Annotated in this window: 16 protein-coding genes and 1 pseudogene; 3 read left to right on the forward strand and 14 right to left on the reverse strand. The window is 42.0% G+C overall.

Annotation, left to right across the window (positions count from 1 at the left end):
* The 3 genes and pseudogenes from BM003_RS18240 to BM003_RS11660 form a co-directional block, all read right to left on the reverse strand.
* Positions 1-179 (reverse strand): annotated as a pseudogene (locus BM003_RS18240) (IS4 family transposase); the annotation flags it as partial.
* A gap of 292 nt (positions 180-471) precedes the next feature.
* Entirely contained in the window at positions 472-1,710 is a 1,239-nt protein-coding gene (gene fabF / locus BM003_RS11655) for a beta-ketoacyl-ACP synthase II (RefSeq protein WP_093673275.1), read from the reverse strand.
* A 78-nt stretch (positions 1,711-1,788) separates the two neighbouring features.
* A complete protein-coding gene (locus BM003_RS11660; protein ID WP_093673277.1) occupies positions 1,789-2,724 on the reverse strand; it encodes a beta-ketoacyl-ACP synthase III in 936 nt (311 codons plus the stop codon).
* A gap of 213 nt (positions 2,725-2,937) precedes the next feature.
* Between BM003_RS11660 and BM003_RS11665 the strand changes: the two genes are divergently transcribed.
* On the forward strand, positions 2,938-3,288 hold the full coding sequence (locus BM003_RS11665) for a YppG family protein (RefSeq protein ID WP_093673279.1): 351 nt from the start codon (positions 2,938-2,940) through the stop codon (positions 3,286-3,288).
* 104 nt (positions 3,289-3,392) lie between these two features.
* Here BM003_RS11665 and BM003_RS11670 read toward each other — a convergent pair whose 3' ends face one another.
* Positions 3,393-4,049, reverse strand: coding sequence for a hypothetical protein (locus BM003_RS11670; RefSeq protein ID WP_093673281.1), 657 nt, complete (start codon positions 4,047-4,049; stop codon positions 3,393-3,395).
* Positions 4,050-4,545: 496 nt separating this feature from the next.
* A complete protein-coding gene (locus BM003_RS11675; protein ID WP_093673283.1) occupies positions 4,546-4,872 on the reverse strand; it encodes a metal-sulfur cluster assembly factor in 327 nt (108 codons plus the stop codon).
* 173 nt (positions 4,873-5,045) lie between these two features.
* Here BM003_RS11675 and BM003_RS11680 point away from each other — a divergent pair, with 173 nt between their 5' ends.
* Positions 5,046-5,315, forward strand: a complete 270-nt coding sequence (locus BM003_RS11680; protein WP_093673285.1) for a NifU N-terminal domain-containing protein — start codon at positions 5,046-5,048, stop codon at positions 5,313-5,315.
* Positions 5,316-5,422: 107 nt separating this feature from the next.
* Positions 5,423-6,526 carry an ABC transporter ATP-binding protein gene (locus tag BM003_RS11685; RefSeq protein ID WP_093673287.1) on the forward strand — a complete coding sequence of 368 codons (1,104 nt, stop codon included), beginning with the start codon at positions 5,423-5,425 and terminating at the stop codon, positions 6,524-6,526.
* Between the two features lie 52 nt (positions 6,527-6,578).
* Here BM003_RS11685 and BM003_RS11690 read toward each other — a convergent pair whose 3' ends face one another.
* From BM003_RS11690 to BM003_RS11730, 9 genes are all read right to left on the reverse strand, one after another.
* Positions 6,579-7,442: a helix-turn-helix domain-containing protein gene (locus BM003_RS11690; RefSeq protein WP_093673289.1), complete on the reverse strand. Its 864-nt coding sequence runs from the start codon at positions 7,440-7,442 to the stop codon at positions 6,579-6,581.
* A gap of 212 nt (positions 7,443-7,654) precedes the next feature.
* Complete coding sequence (pgmB, locus tag BM003_RS11695) at positions 7,655-8,314, reverse strand: beta-phosphoglucomutase (RefSeq protein WP_093673291.1); 660 nt, start codon at positions 8,312-8,314, stop codon at positions 7,655-7,657.
* The gene (locus BM003_RS11700; protein ID WP_093673394.1) at positions 8,295-10,613 is read right to left on the reverse strand and encodes a glycoside hydrolase family 65 protein; all 2,319 of its coding nucleotides are present in this window, start codon (positions 10,611-10,613) and stop codon (positions 8,295-8,297) included. Before BM003_RS11700 ends, pgmB begins: the two co-directional genes overlap by 20 nt.
* Positions 10,614-10,616: 3 nt before the next feature.
* Complete coding sequence (locus tag BM003_RS11705) at positions 10,617-11,438, reverse strand: carbohydrate ABC transporter permease (protein ID WP_093673293.1); 822 nt, start codon at positions 11,436-11,438, stop codon at positions 10,617-10,619.
* Complete coding sequence (locus BM003_RS11710) at positions 11,435-12,298, reverse strand: carbohydrate ABC transporter permease (RefSeq protein ID WP_093673295.1); 864 nt, start codon at positions 12,296-12,298, stop codon at positions 11,435-11,437. The genes BM003_RS11705 and BM003_RS11710 overlap by 4 nt, the downstream gene beginning before the upstream one ends.
* Before the next feature lie 81 nt (positions 12,299-12,379).
* Positions 12,380-13,663 (reverse strand): ABC transporter substrate-binding protein, encoded by a 1,284-nt coding sequence (locus BM003_RS11715; protein WP_093673297.1) that lies wholly within the window; start codon positions 13,661-13,663, stop codon positions 12,380-12,382.
* 186 nt (positions 13,664-13,849) lie between these two features.
* Positions 13,850-15,646, reverse strand: coding sequence for an alpha amylase N-terminal ig-like domain-containing protein (locus BM003_RS11720; protein ID WP_093673298.1), 1,797 nt, complete (start codon positions 15,644-15,646; stop codon positions 13,850-13,852).
* 19 nt (positions 15,647-15,665) lie between these two features.
* Positions 15,666-17,354 (reverse strand): glycoside hydrolase family 13 protein, encoded by a 1,689-nt coding sequence (locus tag BM003_RS11725; protein ID WP_093673300.1) that lies wholly within the window; start codon positions 17,352-17,354, stop codon positions 15,666-15,668.
* A 155-nt stretch (positions 17,355-17,509) separates the two neighbouring features.
* On the reverse strand, positions 17,510-18,508 hold the full coding sequence (locus BM003_RS11730; RefSeq protein WP_093673302.1) for a LacI family DNA-binding transcriptional regulator: 999 nt from the start codon (positions 18,506-18,508) through the stop codon (positions 17,510-17,512).
* Positions 18,509-18,590: the final 82 nt, after the last annotated feature.

Here is an 18,590-nt window from a genome sequence, read left to right on the forward strand (position 1 = left end):
CGATACCAATTTCTTTGGGTAAAGATCAGGCGAAAAATAAGCTGGAAAAGATAACCACTGGAAAAGCCGAAGGCTTTTTGAATTCCTGCCTGACGTAAATGTTTTAGAATCCTCAACTCATTAAAATTCACTTTTATTTCTGATGGCAGTTGATTATTTTGACCTTTTTTCGCTATCATATAGAGGGCACCTCTTCTTTTTGGTAGTGTATTTCGTCAAAATCACTATACCAAAAATTGAGGTGTCTTTCTATTTTGTCAAGGAGTGTAATGAATAGGCTACAAAGCACGTTATATCAAGGGCTATTTCGGATTTTTACTCTGCGAAAGTTGAGTTGTAAATAAAAGGTATCACAGCCATAGTCACTGTGACACCCCCAAAATCATAAGCTTTCTTTACTTGCGAAGAAAAAGCGCCATTTTCCTGTGGGAAAATGACGCTTCGTTCTCATGAACGTTTCATTTACACTCATTAAGCTTCATACTTTTTGAAAAGGAGCGTCGCGTTGTGACCGCCAAAACCAAAGGAATTGCTGATCGCCACGTTGACTTCCTTCTTCACTGCCTTATTCGGCACATAATTCAGATCACAAGCTTCATCTGGTGTTTCATAATTAATAGTCGGTGGAACAATTCCCTCTTCCATTGCTTTGATGGAAAGAATCGCTTCGACACCACCGGAAGCACCAAGCAAATGGCCGGTCATTGACTTTGTTGAACTGATCGCTAGGTCATATGCGCCTTGCCCGAACACAGCTTTTAAAGCTTGTGTTTCTGTGGAATCGTTCGCTTCAGTACTCGTGCCATGGGCGTTGACATAGTCGACCTGATCAGGTGTCAATTCTGCGTCATCTATTGCCATCTTCATGGAACGGATAGCGCCTTTTCCTTCCGGATCCGGACGAGTGACGTGAAATGCATCGCTCGTAGCGCCATATCCGGCAATTTCAGCATAAATATGAGCGCCGCGTTTCAGTGCTGATTCAAGTGATTCAATAAGCAGTACCCCGGCGCCTTCACCCATGATAAACCCGTCCCGATTTTTGTCGAACGGACGGCATGCCGTTTTCGGATCGGGATTTGTTGAGAGCGCGCGTGCCGACGAGAAGCCCGCAAAAGACATATTTGTCAGCGGAGCCTCACTTCCTCCGCAGAGAATCACGTCGTTATCGCCACGTTGAACCGCTTTATAAGCGCTGCCGATTGAATCCGTTCCGGTTGCACAAGCCGTTACCGTACATGAATTAATACCCTTTGTTCCAAGCAAAATTGAAACTTGCCCAGATGCCATATCCGGAATCATCATCGGAACAAAAAACGGGCTCACCCGGCGAAATCCTCTAGTTATAGCAACACGCAATTCTTTTTCGTAAGTTTCCATACCGCCGATACCTGAACCAATCCAAACACCGGTACGTTCCGCATTTGTTTCATCTATCGTATAGTTGGCGTCTTCAACCGCCATTTTCGCAGCAGCAACAGCGAATTGTGAGAAACGATCCATACGAAGCGCTTCTTTTCGATCAACATATTCTTCAGGATTAAAATCCTTTACTTCTCCAGCAACCTTAGCACGGAAATCATCAGGGTTCACGCGTGTAACAACGCCAATGCCTGACTTTCCGGCAATCGCGTTCGCCCATGTTGTCGCAACATCATTGCCAAGTGGTGTCACGGCTCCTAACCCGGTCACAACGACTCTTCTTTTCATTCAATTCTCTCCTTTTTATAGGATCCGATACTTAAAATATAGGTATAAAAACAGTATTGCGAACCAATAATTAATGAATTATTTACCCCATCTAAGCGTAAGCGCACCCCAGGTCAGTCCACCACCGAAGCCGACCATAACGATCAAGTCTCCATCAGTGATCTGTCCACTCTCAACAGCATCCAACAGTGCGAGCGGAATTGAGGAAGCAGAGGTGTTGCCATATTTCTGAATCGTTTTTATCATTTTTTCTTCAGGAATCTCGAGTCTTTCCCTTGAGGCTTCCATGATTCTTATATTCGCCTGATGTGGAATAAGATAATCAATATCCTCTTTTTTTAGACCGGCTTTCTCGACAACGTGAACGGCCGATTCACCCATCTGACGTACAGCGAATTTAAAGACTTCCCGCCCATTCATTTTAATGAACTTGTCGTCCTGGTATAAATATTTGCTGCCGCTTCCGTCTGCGCCTAACTCAAAAGACAGGATTCCCTTACCATCCGAAACATGACCGAGAACCGCAGCGGCTGCTGCGTCACCAAAGAGAACAGCAGTACCGCGATCTTCCCAATCTGTGATTTTTGAAAGCTTCTCAACACCAACAACAAGGACATGGCGGAACGTATCGGTGTCAATAAACTGCTTGGCTGTCACCATTCCGTACATAAATCCGGAGCATGCAGCGCTTATATCCATTGCCGGTATCGTTCTCGCTCCTAAACGATCTTGCAACAAGCATGCCACAGACGGGAAAGGATGATCCGGCGTTACCGTAGCGACGAGAATTAAATCAATATCGGCTGGTGTCAATCCGGCATTCTGAATAGCCTGCTCAGCGGCTGCAAATGCCATATCCGATGTATCCGTGTCGTCATCGGCAATTCTCCGTTCCTCAATGCCCGTTCTTGTACGAATCCATTCGTCTGAAGTATCCATTACTTTCTCTAAATCGGTGTTTGTCACCACATGTTCGGGAATAAACTTGCCCATTCCCAATATTCCTGCGGACATCCGCAAATCCCCTCTCAAATCTTAACAGTATATATAATGACTTGGTAACAATATAATACACTAAAAATCATTTGTCCAACAAGGGTTCCAATCGAACGGGTTCTAAAACCTGTCGAACGACCCCGCTATCGGGCGAATGAAACACACATTCAATCACTAGAGGGCATAAGATACAGTAAAGCAACCTATGAATTCATCAAAGGAGGGAGACTCATGATTCAACCAGGGCCAAACCCAAGGGACAGTCACTTTGACCCCTTTACGTATCTGATGTTCGGCTCACAAATCCCGCCTGTTCAACAGCCGCAAGCGTATCGACCGCCACAAGAATTCTATCAGAACAACGGCTGGCAAGCAAGCGGTATGCAAACGGCACCTGTTCAGCCCCTGCAACCATCCCAACCCGCACAGCCTGGTTTTTTAAAACCGTTTCTCGGTCAAGACGGCCATATTGATGTCGGCAAAATGATGAACGGCGCGAGCCAACTGGTGAATGTTATTAACCAAACAGCTCCGGCAATAAAACAACTGTCTCCGTTACTTAATTTCTTTAAAAAGCCATAATGCACTGTACCATTAAAGAAAGAACTGCGCGAGTGAGGGGCATTGCCCATTCAGCAGTTCTTTCTTGATTTATTTGAAAAGCAACGATTTAGTAACCAGCCATTCTAGAGAAACTTTTTATACTGGTCAGGCAGTAAATGCCTCAGCTCATCATTGATTGGGGCATTGGATTCACCATTCTTAAAATGCACAATATCAAGGCCTTTATGATCCATATCGATTAATCCGGAAACCAGTGCTGCTATGATTTCGCTGCCTTTTTGGTTAGATAATAAGCTCAGATCCGTACGAAAAATAACGGCTGCCTTCTTCTTCATCTCGCGCAGTCGATGAACGAAGAACAATTCCATCTCGTTCGCCGCTTTCCCGAGAGCAGAATCTGGGTGTTCCTCGCGTTTTTCATCTGGTTCATTTGAAAAAGAGCCGCAAACCTCGAGTGACGAAAGAAACAGGATCTTTTGCGATTGATGCGTATGATTCAACCGCGAGCTTATTTTGAACTTCAACGCCTTTAACTCATCCGAATTTATTCTGATGGTGTCAGCTAAAATCAAATGTGCCTCTTCACTCCATTCCTTAGTTCGCGCATGCTGAAAAAGAGCGTTGCGCCCCAAAAAAAGTTCGTTTTCTTCCTCACACGCTTTCTCCTCTGCCGTGACTGCGGAGCTAATGGAAATGACCCGAACCCCTTCTCCCAACAGCCCCTTGGATAGAGGAAAACCCGTAGACGAAAGGCCGCCAAAGACCAAAGCCGCTTCCATCGTCATACCTCCCATTGTTTGCATAAAACCGAAATTCACTTATAGAGGGTGTTCAAAAAGTCCGGGAAAAGGTAATGAGGATCTTCTGCTAGAAACGTGTACGTCCTGTACACAACGCAGAAGTCACCGCATCCTGCGGAAGTTCTGTGTCAGCTTGTTTCTTCGCTCCTCACGTATTAACAGGGGAACTTCAACTAATACCGTGCACGTCCTGTGCACAACGTTGAAGTCATCACGTCCTGTGAAAGTACGTTCCGGTGCTCGAAACTGCACTTCCTTGATCTTCGACGCTCAGGACGAGCTAGTGTCAGGCATGCCACAGGACGTGGCGATTTGCCTGACCTCGGCCCTTTTTATCCTCCTTTTTGAACAGACTCTTATATAAAAGGCTATGACAAGAAACGCGTGTTCATCACATTCAGCACTTGTTTAAGTGAAAAACAAAAAGAATCCAGAGTGGGGTTCGCCCATTCTGAATCCTTAAGTAATCGGTGATTTATTCAGAAATTCCGAGTGCAATTCGAGCGTACCGTGACATACGCTCTTTCGTCCACGGTGGATCCCAAACAAAATTCACTTCTACTTGATTGACTTCTTCAATTTCGCCGAGCGTACGTTTCACATCATAGGAGAGTGATGCAGAAAGCGGACATCCCATAAACGTCAGTGTCATTTCAATGATTACATTATTCTCTTCATCTATATCGACACCATAAACGAGGCCAAGATTGACAATATCCACACCCAGTTCAGGGTCGATAACGTCTTCCAACGCCTCAAGTATGCGATCTTTCAATTCTTCAGAAGAACTATTCTCAGCCAAAGCGAATCCCTCCTTCCCCTTACGGATTACGTTTAGTATACCCGATTACTTAGTGTTTTTCATCTTTCACGCAATGGGCCCTGGTAGGCTTAGTAGTCTTGACAAGCCAATTCAGATCATCATGTTATATAATGAAGAAAACTACTTTGCGCTTTTAAGAAGGGAAATTAAGCATGCATATTACCATTACTTCCACGCCAAATCCGAACGCGATGAAATTCACCGCTGAAAAACCTCTATTCCATGATCGAATTGAAATTACTAAAGACATAGTACCTGCTACTCCATTATTGAAGGCATTGATTGAGATCGACGGTGTCGAAAGTCTCTTTGGCTGTCATGATTTTATCACCGTCTGCAAAATGTCCCATGTCTTATGGGAGCAACTTCTTCCTCAAATCGAATCTATTCTTGATCAGGCGGCTGTCCATACACTGAATTAAGCACTCTGCACAAAAATAGTATGAGAACGTTTTGCAGTTTGCCATACAGTTGTGTAATCGTTTTCATTATAATGATGGTAGTCAATAGATAGAGGAGAGGAAACTATATGGCAGAACTATCTTTACAGCATATTTACAAGATCTATGACAAGAACGTCACGGCCGTTACTGATTTCAACCTGGAAATTGCAGATAAAGAATTTATCGTTTTTGTCGGTCCTTCCGGTTGCGGCAAGTCGACGACATTGCGCATGATCGCCGGACTCGAAGAAATATCAAAAGGCGACTTATTCATCAATGGGAAAAAAATGAATGATGTCGCTCCAAAAGACCGCGACATTGCCATGGTTTTCCAAAACTACGCGCTGTATCCGCACATGACCGTTTTCGATAACATGGCATTCGGATTAAAGTTACGCAAATTTCCAAAGAAAGAAATTAAAAGTCGTGTAGAGCATGCCGCTGAAATTCTAGGCATAAAAGATTATCTGGACAGAAAACCGAAAGCGCTCTCAGGCGGACAGCGGCAACGCGTCGCACTCGGCAGGGCGATTGTCCGCGATGCTAAGGTGTTCCTGATGGACGAACCACTCTCCAACCTTGATGCAAAACTGCGCGTACAGATGCGTTCTGAAATTGGAAAACTTCATCAGAAGCTGCAGGCTACCATGATCTATGTCACTCATGATCAGACTGAAGCGATGACAATGGCGAGCAGGATCGTTATTATGAAGGATGGAATCATTCAACAAGTAGGCACACCTAAAGATGTCTATGACCATCCGCAAAATCTGTTCGTAGGTGGGTTTATTGGATCTCCTCCGATGAACTTCTTCCACGGCAGACTGGAAGGTAACCACTTCAAAGGTGACGACATTGATTTAGAAGTTCCTGAAGGCAAACTGAAGGTTTTGCGTGGTAAAGGATTTATCGACAAACCAATCATCTTGGGGATTCGACCTGAAGACATTCATGATGAGCCCGTAGTCATTGAATCCAGTCCAAACAGTGTTGTATCAGCAAAAATCATTATTGCAGAATTAACCGGGGCTGAATTCATGCTTCACTCTCAAGTCGGCAGCCACCAGTTCATCGCTCGAGTCGACGCTCGAACGCAATACCATCCGCAAGAAACAATCAAACTTGCGTTTAATACAAACAAAACACACTTCTTTGATCCTGATACCGAACAATCGCTTACGTTAAATTAAATAGATGAACACCTCCTCAATTGTCTCAGGTAGACGATTAAGGAGGTGTTTTTTACAATGAAGCCAAATAAGCAATTGTCAGGCCATCCATTCTTTTTAATGAAATACCCGTAGACTCATAGAATTTATCAATACGATACTGCAGCGTATTTCGATGCATATACAATTTTTTCGCGGCAAGACTTATGTTTCCCTGGTGTTCCCATATGGATCGGATGATCGAAATCCACGATTGATCTTTGGCGATCAGTGTCCGTGTTTCATCCAGTATTTTCGATTCTTTAGTCAAAGGTTTAAGCAGCAAAAAGAAATTAGCTTCAACACAGGTTACTGCCTTCGACGTTTGAGTGACCGTCTGCTCAAAAAGTCGGTGTTCTTCAAGAAAAACTTTGCGGATTATTGGTGATAGTGGATGGCGCAGACCAATTTGAAAATAGCCTTTCACTGAAAAATCATTTTCCAATGTATTAGCGATCGAAGTCAATTCATCTTCCGTCACCGGGAAATCATCCTCAACTACAACAAGTCCTTTTCGAGAAGATAGATAAATGAACGCGGCAGAAGAATCAAAAAAGGCCTCCAATGCTCGGCGCCATTCGAATAAGTCCTCGGGTGATAAAGTAGCTGCTAACTGAAATTGAATAATACTCACTCTATTGTCCCGCTCTTCTCTTTGTATCTGCTGATCACGAATCAACACACGATACCAGAGTTCGGCATGTTTTGAATACTCCGGTGGCAGCTCCCGATTTAATAGTGCCTTAAACAGAAAGCACTCTTGGTCACTGATGGACTTCTTGGGAATGGCAAGATAGTAAGGCTCCTCGTAAAAGTACAAAGACTCCTCTTCCGGCTTGAATGGCACTTTATCAATTTTCGTTCCAGGATAATTTTGGATCAGCTGCTTAACATTCAAAAACGTCCCCCCTTTACAGAACGCCTATAAGTCATCTTCCGAACATCCCGATACTTCACTGTACATCAGCTCAGAATACAACTACTCACATTATAGAACAAAAAAGTGCTCCGATTCACTTAACATTCAGGCTGAGCGCCTTTCAATCTGTGAATCAAACGGAGCACAAAAATTGTAAATGAACGTTGCCTGATCGCCGAAGTTCTTGACTTTCATTTTTTCGCTTTGAAATGGGCCATGAGTTCACCAAGAGTCAGCTCTGCAGTTGCATTCACATTCCAGTCAGCCTTTGCTTCCGGCGGTACGCCTACACCAACGGAGAATATCCCGGCTCCATTTATCGATTGAATACCTGCCACTGCGTCCTCAATACCGGCACATTCAGAAGGCAGTAGATTAAGTTGATCTGCAGCTGTTCGAAAAATTTCCGGATCAGGCTTTCCTTTACTAAGCTTTGCCGGATCCACAATCGTATCGAAATTGTCGGCGATATGCAAACGTTCCAAAATGGACGACCCATTTTTGCTCGCTGAAGCAAGCCCAATCTTTAATCCTTCATCCTTCAATTCACGTAAAAAAGAGGCAATACCCGGAAGCAGCTCCCTCGGAGTGATCGACGCAATCAGCAAGCGGTATTCTTCATTCTTTTGTTCTGCCAGTTGTTCACGCTCAATCAATGTAAAGTCATTGGAACGTCCTCCGTATTCCAGAATACGTTCAAGCGAATCCATTCTGCTGATTCCTTTAAGCTGCTCATTAAATGTATGGTCAATTTGAATACCGATTGAAGCAGCGAGGTTTTTCCACGCTTTAAAATGATAGTCAGCTGTATCCGTGAGCACACCGTCTAAATCAAAGACTACCGCTTGCATCATCCCCACACTCCTCGTCATCAGGACTATCAATGGAATATTGACGGCTAAGATTAATGGATTGCCCATACACGTTGAGTTGTAATGAATCTCCTGACACCAACTTTAAAACAACCTGTTTCCTTTTGACGCAAACTTCGATCAAACGTCCACGATAATTGATTCTGAAAGTGTACGCTGTCCAACCGTCCGGCAAGAAAGGTGCAAAGGAAAGCGATTCATTGAACGTTCTCATCCCGGCAAATCCTTGAACAATAGCAAGCCAGCTTCCAGTCATCGATGTGATATGCAGACCGTCTTCTGTGTCATTGTTATAATTATCTAGATCTAGTCGAGCCGTCCTTCGATAGAGTTCAAGTGCCTTCTCTTTCTTGTTGAGCTCGGCTGCTAGAATCGCATGGACACATGCCGACAAACTTGACTCATGAACCGTCAGTGGTTCGTAGAAATCAAAGTTCCTTTTTTTTTCATCTACAGTAAAGTGATCATTCAGAAAGTACAGGCCTTGAAGAACATCTGCTTGTTTGATGTAACAGGAACGAAGAATTCGATCCCAAGACCAATGCTGATTGATTGGGCGATCGCTATCAGGGATAGCTGATACCGCTTTAATGTCTTTATCGAGAAATGTATCATGTTGGATAAATACTCCAAGCTCTTTATCATACGGATAGTACATCCGCTCAACAATATCCTTCCAGTGTTCGATTTCCTGATCGGACAGAGCAAATGTCATGTATTTTTCTTTGCTGATTAAGTCAAGTGCATCGATTGTATACTTTAATGTCCATGCCGCCATCGTATTGGTGTACCAATTGTTGTTGACATTATTTTCATATTCGTTCGGTCCTGTTACCCCATGAATCATATATTTTTGAGCATGTTCAGAAAAGTGTACACGATCCGCCCAGAAACGGCTGATACCGACAAGCACATCGATCCCTGCTTGCTCAATGTAGGATTGATCACCGGTATAATTGACATAATTGTAAATGGCATAGGCAATGGCGCCATTACGGTGAATTTCCTCAAAGGTTATCTCCCACTCATTATGGCACTCTACTCCGGTAAACGTGACCATCGGATACAGTGCGCCTTTCAGTCCCTGCTGCTTCGCATTATGAAAAGCACCGTCCAGCTGCTTATATCTATAAAGCAGAAGCTGCTTCGTCACATGAGAATCCGCTAATGCAAGATAGAAAGGAACAGCGTATGCTTCTGTATCCCAGTATGTTGCCCCACCATATTTTTCACCGGTGAATCCCTTAGGTCCAATATTCAGACGGGCATCGTCACCATAATAGGTCGAAAAAAGCTGGAACAGATTAAATCGAATCCCCTGTTGCGCCTCGTCGTCTCCTACAATCTCGACATCTGCTTTCTTCCACCGTTCTTCCCAAACCAAGCAATGGTCACGCTTAAGTTCACTATAGCCGCGTGACAATGCTTCATCCAACAAATCATTTGCTTTATTCATAAGAATTGATTGATCATAATCTCTACTCGTTGTCACAGCAACAATTTTATCAAGAGTCGCTGACTGGCCCTTTTTTAAATGATATGTGTGTTCATGAGAGACATATAAGTTTTTTTGGAAGATCATTTTATCCGATGGTTGATCTGATTGTATCCCCATTAACGCGCATACCGAGAAAATAGGAACGCCAAATGAGTTATCAATGGTTCTGATTGTTAAGCCTGAATGGTCTTCCTGTGACCTTCGCTCCGTTTCTAGCCAGAACATTTCATCATAATTCGAATCTTCATTACGCACATCCGCATCAAGGTACGGAACCAAGTTGACGGTAACAGAATCCGATAATGCAGTGACCTTGAATCGAATGGCACAAATTTCTTTGTGAGCAGTGCTTACGAATCGCTCGGTGTCAATTTTCACCTGCTTCTCATTTTTTGAAACAAGATATGAATGTTTCACTACGCCCTCATGCATATTGAGCTCAAGGTAAAAGTTCTCAATTTTATCCTGATAAAGGTCCACTTCTTCACCATCTATGAACAGCTTGATCCCAATAAGATTAATTGAATTGATTACTTTACCGAAATACTCTGGATATCCGTTTTTCCACCAGCCGACTCGCGTCTTATCCGGGTACCATACCCCGGCAATATAGGTCCCTTGATGATGATCGCCTGAATAGGTTTCCTCAAAATTGCCTCTCATGCCCATATAGCCATTGCCAATAGAAGTCATACTTTCTTGCAAGCGAATAGTATTCTTATGAAGTTGATGGGTCGTTAGCTTCCATTTGCTCACCTTAAATATACGATTCATTTTTATCACCTATTTGACAGAACCTTGCGTCATACCTTTCATAATTTGCTTCTGCATAAAAAAGTAAAAAATGATGATCGGAATGATCGAGATTGCTAGACCTGCTAGAGCAAGATTCCATTGTTTCGTATATTCACCAAAGAAGAAGAACATCTTCAACGGAATCGTTTGTGTATTGGGCGCATTGATAACGAGTGATGGGAGCAGGTAGTCGTTCCAGATCCAAATTGAATTCAAAATAGCAACCGTTACTGTAATTGGTTTCAACATTGGAAAAATAATGTACCAAAATGTTTGCCAACGGTTGCAGCCATCCATACGTGCAGCTTCATCCATTGCAACAGGGATCGATTTCAATGAACCATGGTAGAGAAAGATTGAAAGACTCGAACCAAATCCAAGATACATAAACACTATACCAATACGATTGAGCATATGCACTTTACCAAAGATCGACACAAGCGGGATCATTACAGATTGAAACGGGATCAGCATCGCTGCTGCAAACACTAAGAAAATAATGCCGCTAATTCTTCTTTTTGTTCGTGCAAGCGCGTAAGCTGCCATCGATGAGAAAATAATAATCACCACAACACTGACAAGTGTAATTAACAAAGAATTAACTAATGATTTAATAAAATCGAGCTGCTGCATAGCGTCAGGATAGTTTGAACCCGTGAATGGATTTGGTAATCCCAGTGTATTAGTGAAAATGTCTTTTTTCGTTTTTAAAGAATTAACAACCATTAGATAAAAGGGCATTAACCATAAAAGTCCCAACATAAATGATACGACCATAATCATTCGATTCGAGAAATGTTTGCTCTTCATCCCACGTCCACCTCTTTTTTCTTACTATAGTAAACTTGCGTCAGTGAAATGATAGCTACAATAAGAAAAAAGATAACGGCTTTGGATTGGCCAAGCGCCATATTATTTTGGCTAAATGCTGTATTGTAAATATCCATTGCAAGCATCTGTGTTGAGTTATAAGGACCACCAGCTGTTAACGACAAGTTCTGATCGTAGAGTTTAAATGAATTGGACAAGGTCAAAAACAGATTGACGGTAAACGCCGGTGCAATCATTGGAACAGTAATTTGGTAGAAACGCTGCCAAGCATTAGCTCCATCAATTTCCGCTGCTTCAATGAGTTCGCGATCAACATTTTCAAGATAAGCGATGTAAATAACCATGATATAGCCTGCATATTGCCAGCTCATCAGGATAACCAAACCCCAAAATCCAGTATTAGGTGTCGCAAGCCAGGACTCCATTGCTTTTATGCCAATCAGACCGCCGATTGCCGCAAAGGCTTTAACGAAAATAAATTGCCAAATGAACCCTAAGATCAGACCGCCGATTAAGTTGGGCATAAAGAAGATTGTTCTAAGAAAGTTGTTACCTTTAAATTTTTGGGTCACAAGCAACGCCAAACCTAAGCCAATGATATTTTCCATGATGATTGAGACAATCGCAAATTTAACCGTAAACCATAACGCATTAAGAAAGCTTGTATTTTGGAATACAGCACTATAATTCTTAAAACCCACAAATTTTGTTAAGAAGATACCATTCCAGTCAGTGAAGGAATAATAAATACCAAATAGCAAAGGTAAGACAACAACAAAAAATAAAGAGATGAGCACAGGTGCTAAGAATAGCCAAAACCATGTACGTTTGTCCTTCATATGTCCCACTCCAATCAAACTTATGAATAAAGCGAAGTTAACAATCACTTCGCCTCATCAAGAAAAAAACTATTTTATTTATTACTGATTACGAGCACTCTTCCAACCATTTTGAGCATCTTTAACCAAAGCATTCCACGACATTTTTCCGCTTGTATATTTCTGAATATCAGCGCCTAGTGTATTCTGTCCCCAACCCGTAGGATAACCCATGAATACCCAACCGATTGTTTTCTTATTTTGAGCGTATTCATAAATTTGCCGTGCCAGAGAATCTTTGATCTTTGAAGAATCATAACCACTGTAAGCAGGAATGAATTGGAATTTTTCAAGTACCATTTTCTTGCCCGTATCCGATGTATACATGTAGTTAAGGAAATCTTTAGCCGCCTTAATTTCTGCGGGGCTTTTGTTCGAGTTAACAGCCCAATACATCGGAACACCAACAGGGATACTGTCTGTCTTAAATCCGTCAACCGGGATCGGAATAATACCCACATTGTTCTTTTCAAAATCTTTGCTGATACCTGCGATTGTTGAAGCTACCCAGACACCTTGTTGAATCATAGCAACTTTGCCGTTTGAGAAATATTGTTCAACCTGAGCTGAATAGTCGAGGCTAGCTGTTGGTTGAATGGAATAGTTCTGTTGAATATCAAGGTATTGCTTAAATTGTTTGCCGTATTTGAAAGAAACCGTTTTTGATTCAAAGGCTTTTGTAACATCCTGATCAAATTCCGGCGACAGGAATACGTTTGATGCATGAAGACCGGTAACCCAAGTTTCCTTTGCGGGAAAAGCATATACGGCTTTTATTCCCAATTTAGATTTATTTTGATCAAGTTCACGGGAAACCTTTTTTAGATCATCCATAGATTTAATTGAGTTTGGATCAATTCCTGCCTTCTTAAATACTTGCTTGTTATAAAGAAGTCCATAACCCTCTTCATTAAAAGGTAATCCATAAACCTTACTTCCTTGTTGAACACCCTTCAATGTCCCTGGAAGAGCAAGCTTAGCTGCTTTCGTTCCAGATAGATCGCTAAGTTTCGCTTTCCAATCCTTCACATCCGATGGACCACCGATATTATAAATTGTTGGTTCATTTCCTGAAGCAAATTTTGATTTAAGTGCCGCGCCGTAGTCACTACCGCCACCGACTGTCGTAATATTAACTTTTACGTTAGGATGATCTTTTTCATATAGCTTTGCCAGTTCGCCAAATTGCTTTTTAAATTCCACCTTAAACTGAAAAATATCGAGGGTAACCTTTTTATTGCTCGTTCCTGAACCGCTTGATGAACATGCTGATAAGGCGATTACTAACAAAAGGCTTAATGCAAGCATGATCCATTTTCTCTTCATTTTCCCCACTCTTTTCTTCATAAGATTTAATTTATTTCATTTAAAAACCAGGGCAAATTAAGCGGATGTGTTTCTATTGGTTTTGGCCTCCTTGTATTGCAACCGCTTTCACACTTGAATAATACCACCTCCTTTACCAGTGAACAATACAAAAGTATTTGTTACCGATAACAGGATATTTATTAATCAACCATCTGTTTTCAGAACAGTAAACTGCTGAGCCTGAACGGTTATTTTTTTAGTTACCGCTTCTCCCCCATTCCAAACATCAACATATGAGGTAGTGCCCTCTAACGGGATACAGTTTACCTTTTCTCCATGATTGAAGATAAAAATTAATGATTGATTGCCTAATACCCTACTAAAACACAAGACATTTTTTGGAAGATTATTGTTCTGTATCCATCTGAGCGTACCGTTTGAGAGAATAGACTGATAATCTTTGCGCAGCTTTATTAACTTCTTAGTGAATTCAAGCATGTCGCGATCCTGCTTCTCTTCATCCCAAATCATACACTTGCGGCATAGGGGATCGTTGCCTCCATCAAGTCCAATCTCCGTTCCATAATAAATACATGGTGAACCTGTTTGTGCAAACAGAAAGGCGAGTGCTTGTTTCACCTTTTGCTTGTCGCCTCCGGTTTTTGTCAAAATGCGCGCCGTATCATGGCTATCAAGAAGATTAAACGCTGCTTCATTTACCATTTGCGGATACTTCATAAAATGCTCGTTTATGGTACTGGTCGCTTCAGTTGCTGTGATTTTGTCTTCAACAAAGAAATTTAGAATGGATTGGGTTAACGGATAATTCATAACAGAGTGAAATTCATCGCCTAGCAGCCAGTTCCAAGCATCATGCCAAATTTCTCCAACGATGTAGACGTCTCTTTTTACTGCTGTAACAGCCTTGTGGAAGGACTTCCAGAACGCGTGATCCACTTCATTAGCAACATCGAGCCGCCAGCCATCAATATCAAACTCTTTGATCCAATACGTAGAAATATCCAAAAGATACTGTTTTACCTCAGGATTTGCCGTATTTAATTTCGGCATTTTCGGTGTAAAAGCGAACGTGTCAAAGGACAATGTAGTCTTCCCTTCAAAATTACCATTCTCACCTTCTTTTACTGGAAATGAATGAATATGAAACCAGTCTTTGTAGCGCGATTTCTCCCCATTTTGAACAACGTCAAGCCACTGCTTTGACGTGCTGCCGATATGATTAAATACAGCATCAAGCATGATGCGAATACCTCTTTTATGTGCTTCATGAACCAATTTTTTGAACGTTTCCTTAGTCCCAAAATGAGGATCAATCGCAAAATAATCTAAAGTATCATATTTGTGATTGGTCGGTGCCGAAAAAATCGGATTCAGATAGATACCGCCAATGCCCAAATCATGAAGGTAATCTAGATGGTCGATAATTCCCTGAAGATCGCCGCCAAAAAAATCATCTCTGGCCGGATCCTTACTTCCCCACGGCAAGGCATTATTCGGTGAAATGGAGGGATCACCGCTTGCAAAGCGCTCAGGAAAAATTTGATACCAGACTGTCGATTTCACCCACTCCGGTGCTTTAAAACGGTCGATCTCATGAATAAATGGAAATTTAAAAAAGTTGTCTGGAGTCGTAAGTGTCTCATTCTTAATCGGTAAAATACCACGATCACCATAAAAAATTTTAAAACCATCATTTCCAGTAAGAATAAAACCATATTGAGTTCGGTGGAAAGGCGGTTTTATACGAATAAACCAATAATCATGCAGCTTTGTTTGTGCCAACTTGCACAGTTCATCCTTCCTGCTGACCCACTGATAGACATCTTCCTCTGTCTGATTGTTTTCAAATGGGTCACCCCAAATGATTGAAACAGACCGCACATCATCTGCTTTTGTGCGGATTTTTAAATGCAGTGTTTCATTATCGTAAGCGTACGCATAAGAACTGCACGACTGGTGGTAAATTGCTGATTTCTCCATAGTATTCTCTCCTTCTGATTCAGCTTTCTTCCGTCACTACAAGGCATTCATATGCAGATAGAATAATTTCATTATCTAATCGTTCTCGTCCTTCATTATTACTTAAAATGCACGTCCATGAGGACAATTCCGGATAGAAGTAGGGTTGGGGCTGACTTGTGAAATTGCATATCACCAGTGCAGATTTCCTTCCGTAATGCCTTTTATAAACATATAAATTCTGATTATCTTCATCGATCAGCTGCCAATCACCTGCAACGAAGATGTCCCATTTAGATCGGATTTTCAGTAGTTTTCTGTAATAATTTAAAATTGAAACAGGATCTCGTTCCTGTTTCTCGACATTGATCTTCGGGTAATCATCATTAACACCGAGCCATGGTTCGACCTCTGAGAAGCCGGCGAACGGATTTCCGTTCCATTGCATGGCTCCTCTGGAGGTTTGTCGTGAACACGCACGGACACTAGTCAGTATTTCGTCCTTTGAGTAGCCAAGTCCTTCTGCTTTGACAACAAACTCTTTCAAGCCCGAGTCTTCATAATCAGCGATTTCAGGGAGGCGCAAGTTGGTCATGCCGATTTCCTCTCCTTGATAGATTATCGGAATACCGCGATGCAGATACAGCATTGTGGCGAGCATGGTTGCACTCTCTCTTGGATATTTTGCGTCTCCAAAACGAGAAAGAAGACGCGGCATATCATGATTATTCCAGAATAAAGCACTCCACCCATGACCACTCAAGTCTTTTTGCCATTGTTTCATTGTTTTTTTTAGTTTCGACAGATTGAGATAGCCGATTTGCCAATTCCTAGGCAGTCGTTTATCCTCATGTAAAATCTCCGTTTCCAACTGTTCAAAGCTAATAATACAATCAAGTTCATTCCTGTCAGGATCCGTATACTGCTTAGCCAGTTTACTATTTGCAGAAGCCGCCTCACCAATCAAAAAGACATCCGGCTCAACTTTATGAACAGCCTCATAAAAACCGTGAATAAACTCATGAACACGGGGGACATGTGCGTAGCATGCTTCAGCAAGTACATAGGTCTCGCCCGTGATGGCGCTTTCAATATTTTGAAAGTGCTGATCCTTTGCCAAATGAATAATCGCATCAAGCCGGAAACCGGCAATACCTTTTTTCAACCAAAACGCAGCAATTTGATAAACCTCTTTTCTAACTTTAGGATTTTCCCAGTTTAAATCTGGCATCTTCTTATCAAACAAATGAAAAAAGTATTGTTCGGTTGCCTGCTCATAGGTCCATGCACTTCCTTCGAAAAAAGACGCCCAATTTGTCGGCTCTTTGCCGTTTTTTCCATCCCGCCAAATATAGTAATCTCTATATGGATTTGTTTTGCTTTTCATGGATTCACGGAACCATGGATGTTGATCAGAGGTGTGATTCACGACAAGATCAAGAATGATCTTGAGTCCTCTTTTACTCGACTCGGAAATCAATACGTCCATATCTTCCATCGTGCCAAACTGTTCATCGATCTGATAGTAGTCACTGATGTCATAGCCATGATCCACCTGAGGTGACTTGAAAATCGGATTGAGCCAAAGGATAGTGACACCAAGTGACTGTATGTAGTCTAATTTGGTGATGATTCCTTTTATATCTCCCACTCCATCATGATCCATATCTTTAAAGCTTTTTGGATAGATTTGATAAACGATGGCATGATTCCACCAAGGCTGTTTCATTTTGCTGCCTCCCCTCCTCACTTTCTAAAATTATCATGCGCATACTTTGATGACAATCATTAATCAATTGTTACCGATAACAGAATAGTAAATGCCGGACTTGGCATCCGGCATTTACTCATTGTGGAAATAACCTTTAACTTTTTCAAACAGTATTAGTTCATTCCCAATAACTTGCTCTCCTTTGGAAGCGTCTGAACAGATTGTATCGTCGAGCCGCGGACAATCAGTTCAGGTTCAAATATGCGATGTCCTACTTTCTTGCCGTTCTGATTAATTTTTTCGAGCAGCAGTGAAACCAGCGCTTTACCCATCTCGACGATTGGTTGCCTGATCGTTGTTAATTGCGGATGCGATATTCGATCAAGAAACACACCGTCAAAACCCGTCACAGCAACATCACCGGGAACATTCAAACCCAAACATTGTGCCGCGCGAACAACGCCTATACCTAACCTGTCTGAGGCACATACGAATACCGTTCGCCTCTCTGTCGATCGCAATATTTTCTCAGCTTCGAATTGAGCAACATGTGAACTGTTTTTCATCAGACAAATTTGCGGCTTGAGATGAACGTGCTCCATTGACCGCTTAAACCCCTCCAATCTTGATGCCATAAAAGGCTCATTTATATCAATTCCGTAAAATAAAATATGTTTACAACCCAAGCTCAGCACATGCTCGGTTGCCATTTGCATTCCTTTTCTATTATCAACATCGATATAATCATAACCCTGTTCATTTTGACCAAATAAAACGACCGGCTGGTCAAGTTGCGCAATGATATGTGCAAAGTCTTCCCTTCGCATGCCGGTGACGATCACGCCGTCACATTTGCCGATGGTGTGAGAATTTCGCGTAACAAGTTGAAGTGAGTAATGATGCTGATCCAATTCAATGGCAATGCCTGCGAGCAAGTTCATGTAATAGGGCTCTGTCGTATCCATTTCTTCCAAAATCAACAGCTTAACAACCTGTGTACGATTCTGAACAAGTGCTCGCGCCGCATAATTGGGCACATATTTAAGTTCCTTCATTGCGTTGTACACTAATTTGCGCAACTCATCGGAAACCTGTTCGGGATGATTGATCACCCGAGACACCGTCATCTTAGAGACAACAGCCTTTTTAGCGACATCAGATAAGGTTGCCATTTACATTCCTCTCTTTCACACATTCTAGTACAAGTAATGATAACACCTTTCAAGAAATCGTTTACACTGATTTGCAAATGGT

Source organism: Sporolactobacillus nakayamae (genome assembly GCF_900113325.1).
Lineage (GTDB): Bacteria > Bacillota > Bacilli > Bacillales > Sporolactobacillaceae > Sporolactobacillus > Sporolactobacillus nakayamae.

What these genes read in the sequence shown, in the direction of transcription:
- BM003_RS11720 (WP_093673298.1), bottom strand. Translation starts at nt 15,646, where the DNA reads ATGGAGAAATCAGCAATTTACCACCAGTCGTGCAGTTCTTATGCGTAC.
- BM003_RS11660 (WP_093673277.1), bottom strand. Translation starts at nt 2,724, where the DNA reads ATGTCCGCAGGAATATTGGGAATGGGCAAGTTTATTCCCGAACATGTG.
- BM003_RS11730 (WP_093673302.1), bottom strand. Translation starts at nt 18,508, where the DNA reads ATGGCAACCTTATCTGATGTCGCTAAAAAGGCTGTTGTCTCTAAGATG.
- BM003_RS11725 (WP_093673300.1), bottom strand. Translation starts at nt 17,354, where the DNA reads ATGAAACAGCCTTGGTGGAATCATGCCATCGTTTATCAAATCTATCCA.
- BM003_RS11665 (WP_093673279.1), top strand. Translation starts at nt 2,938, where the DNA reads ATGATTCAACCAGGGCCAAACCCAAGGGACAGTCACTTTGACCCCTTT.
- pgmB (WP_093673291.1), bottom strand. Translation starts at nt 8,314, where the DNA reads ATGCAAGCGGTAGTCTTTGATTTAGACGGTGTGCTCACGGATACAGCT.
- BM003_RS11680 (WP_093673285.1), top strand. Translation starts at nt 5,046, where the DNA reads ATGCATATTACCATTACTTCCACGCCAAATCCGAACGCGATGAAATTC.
- BM003_RS11715 (WP_093673297.1), bottom strand. Translation starts at nt 13,663, where the DNA reads ATGAAGAGAAAATGGATCATGCTTGCATTAAGCCTTTTGTTAGTAATC.
- BM003_RS11705 (WP_093673293.1), bottom strand. Translation starts at nt 11,438, where the DNA reads ATGAAGAGCAAACATTTCTCGAATCGAATGATTATGGTCGTATCATTT.
- BM003_RS11685 (WP_093673287.1), top strand. Translation starts at nt 5,423, where the DNA reads ATGGCAGAACTATCTTTACAGCATATTTACAAGATCTATGACAAGAAC.
- BM003_RS11710 (WP_093673295.1), bottom strand. Translation starts at nt 12,298, where the DNA reads ATGAAGGACAAACGTACATGGTTTTGGCTATTCTTAGCACCTGTGCTC.
- fabF (WP_093673275.1), bottom strand. Translation starts at nt 1,710, where the DNA reads ATGAAAAGAAGAGTCGTTGTGACCGGGTTAGGAGCCGTGACACCACTT.
- BM003_RS11670 (WP_093673281.1), bottom strand. Translation starts at nt 4,049, where the DNA reads ATGGAAGCGGCTTTGGTCTTTGGCGGCCTTTCGTCTACGGGTTTTCCT.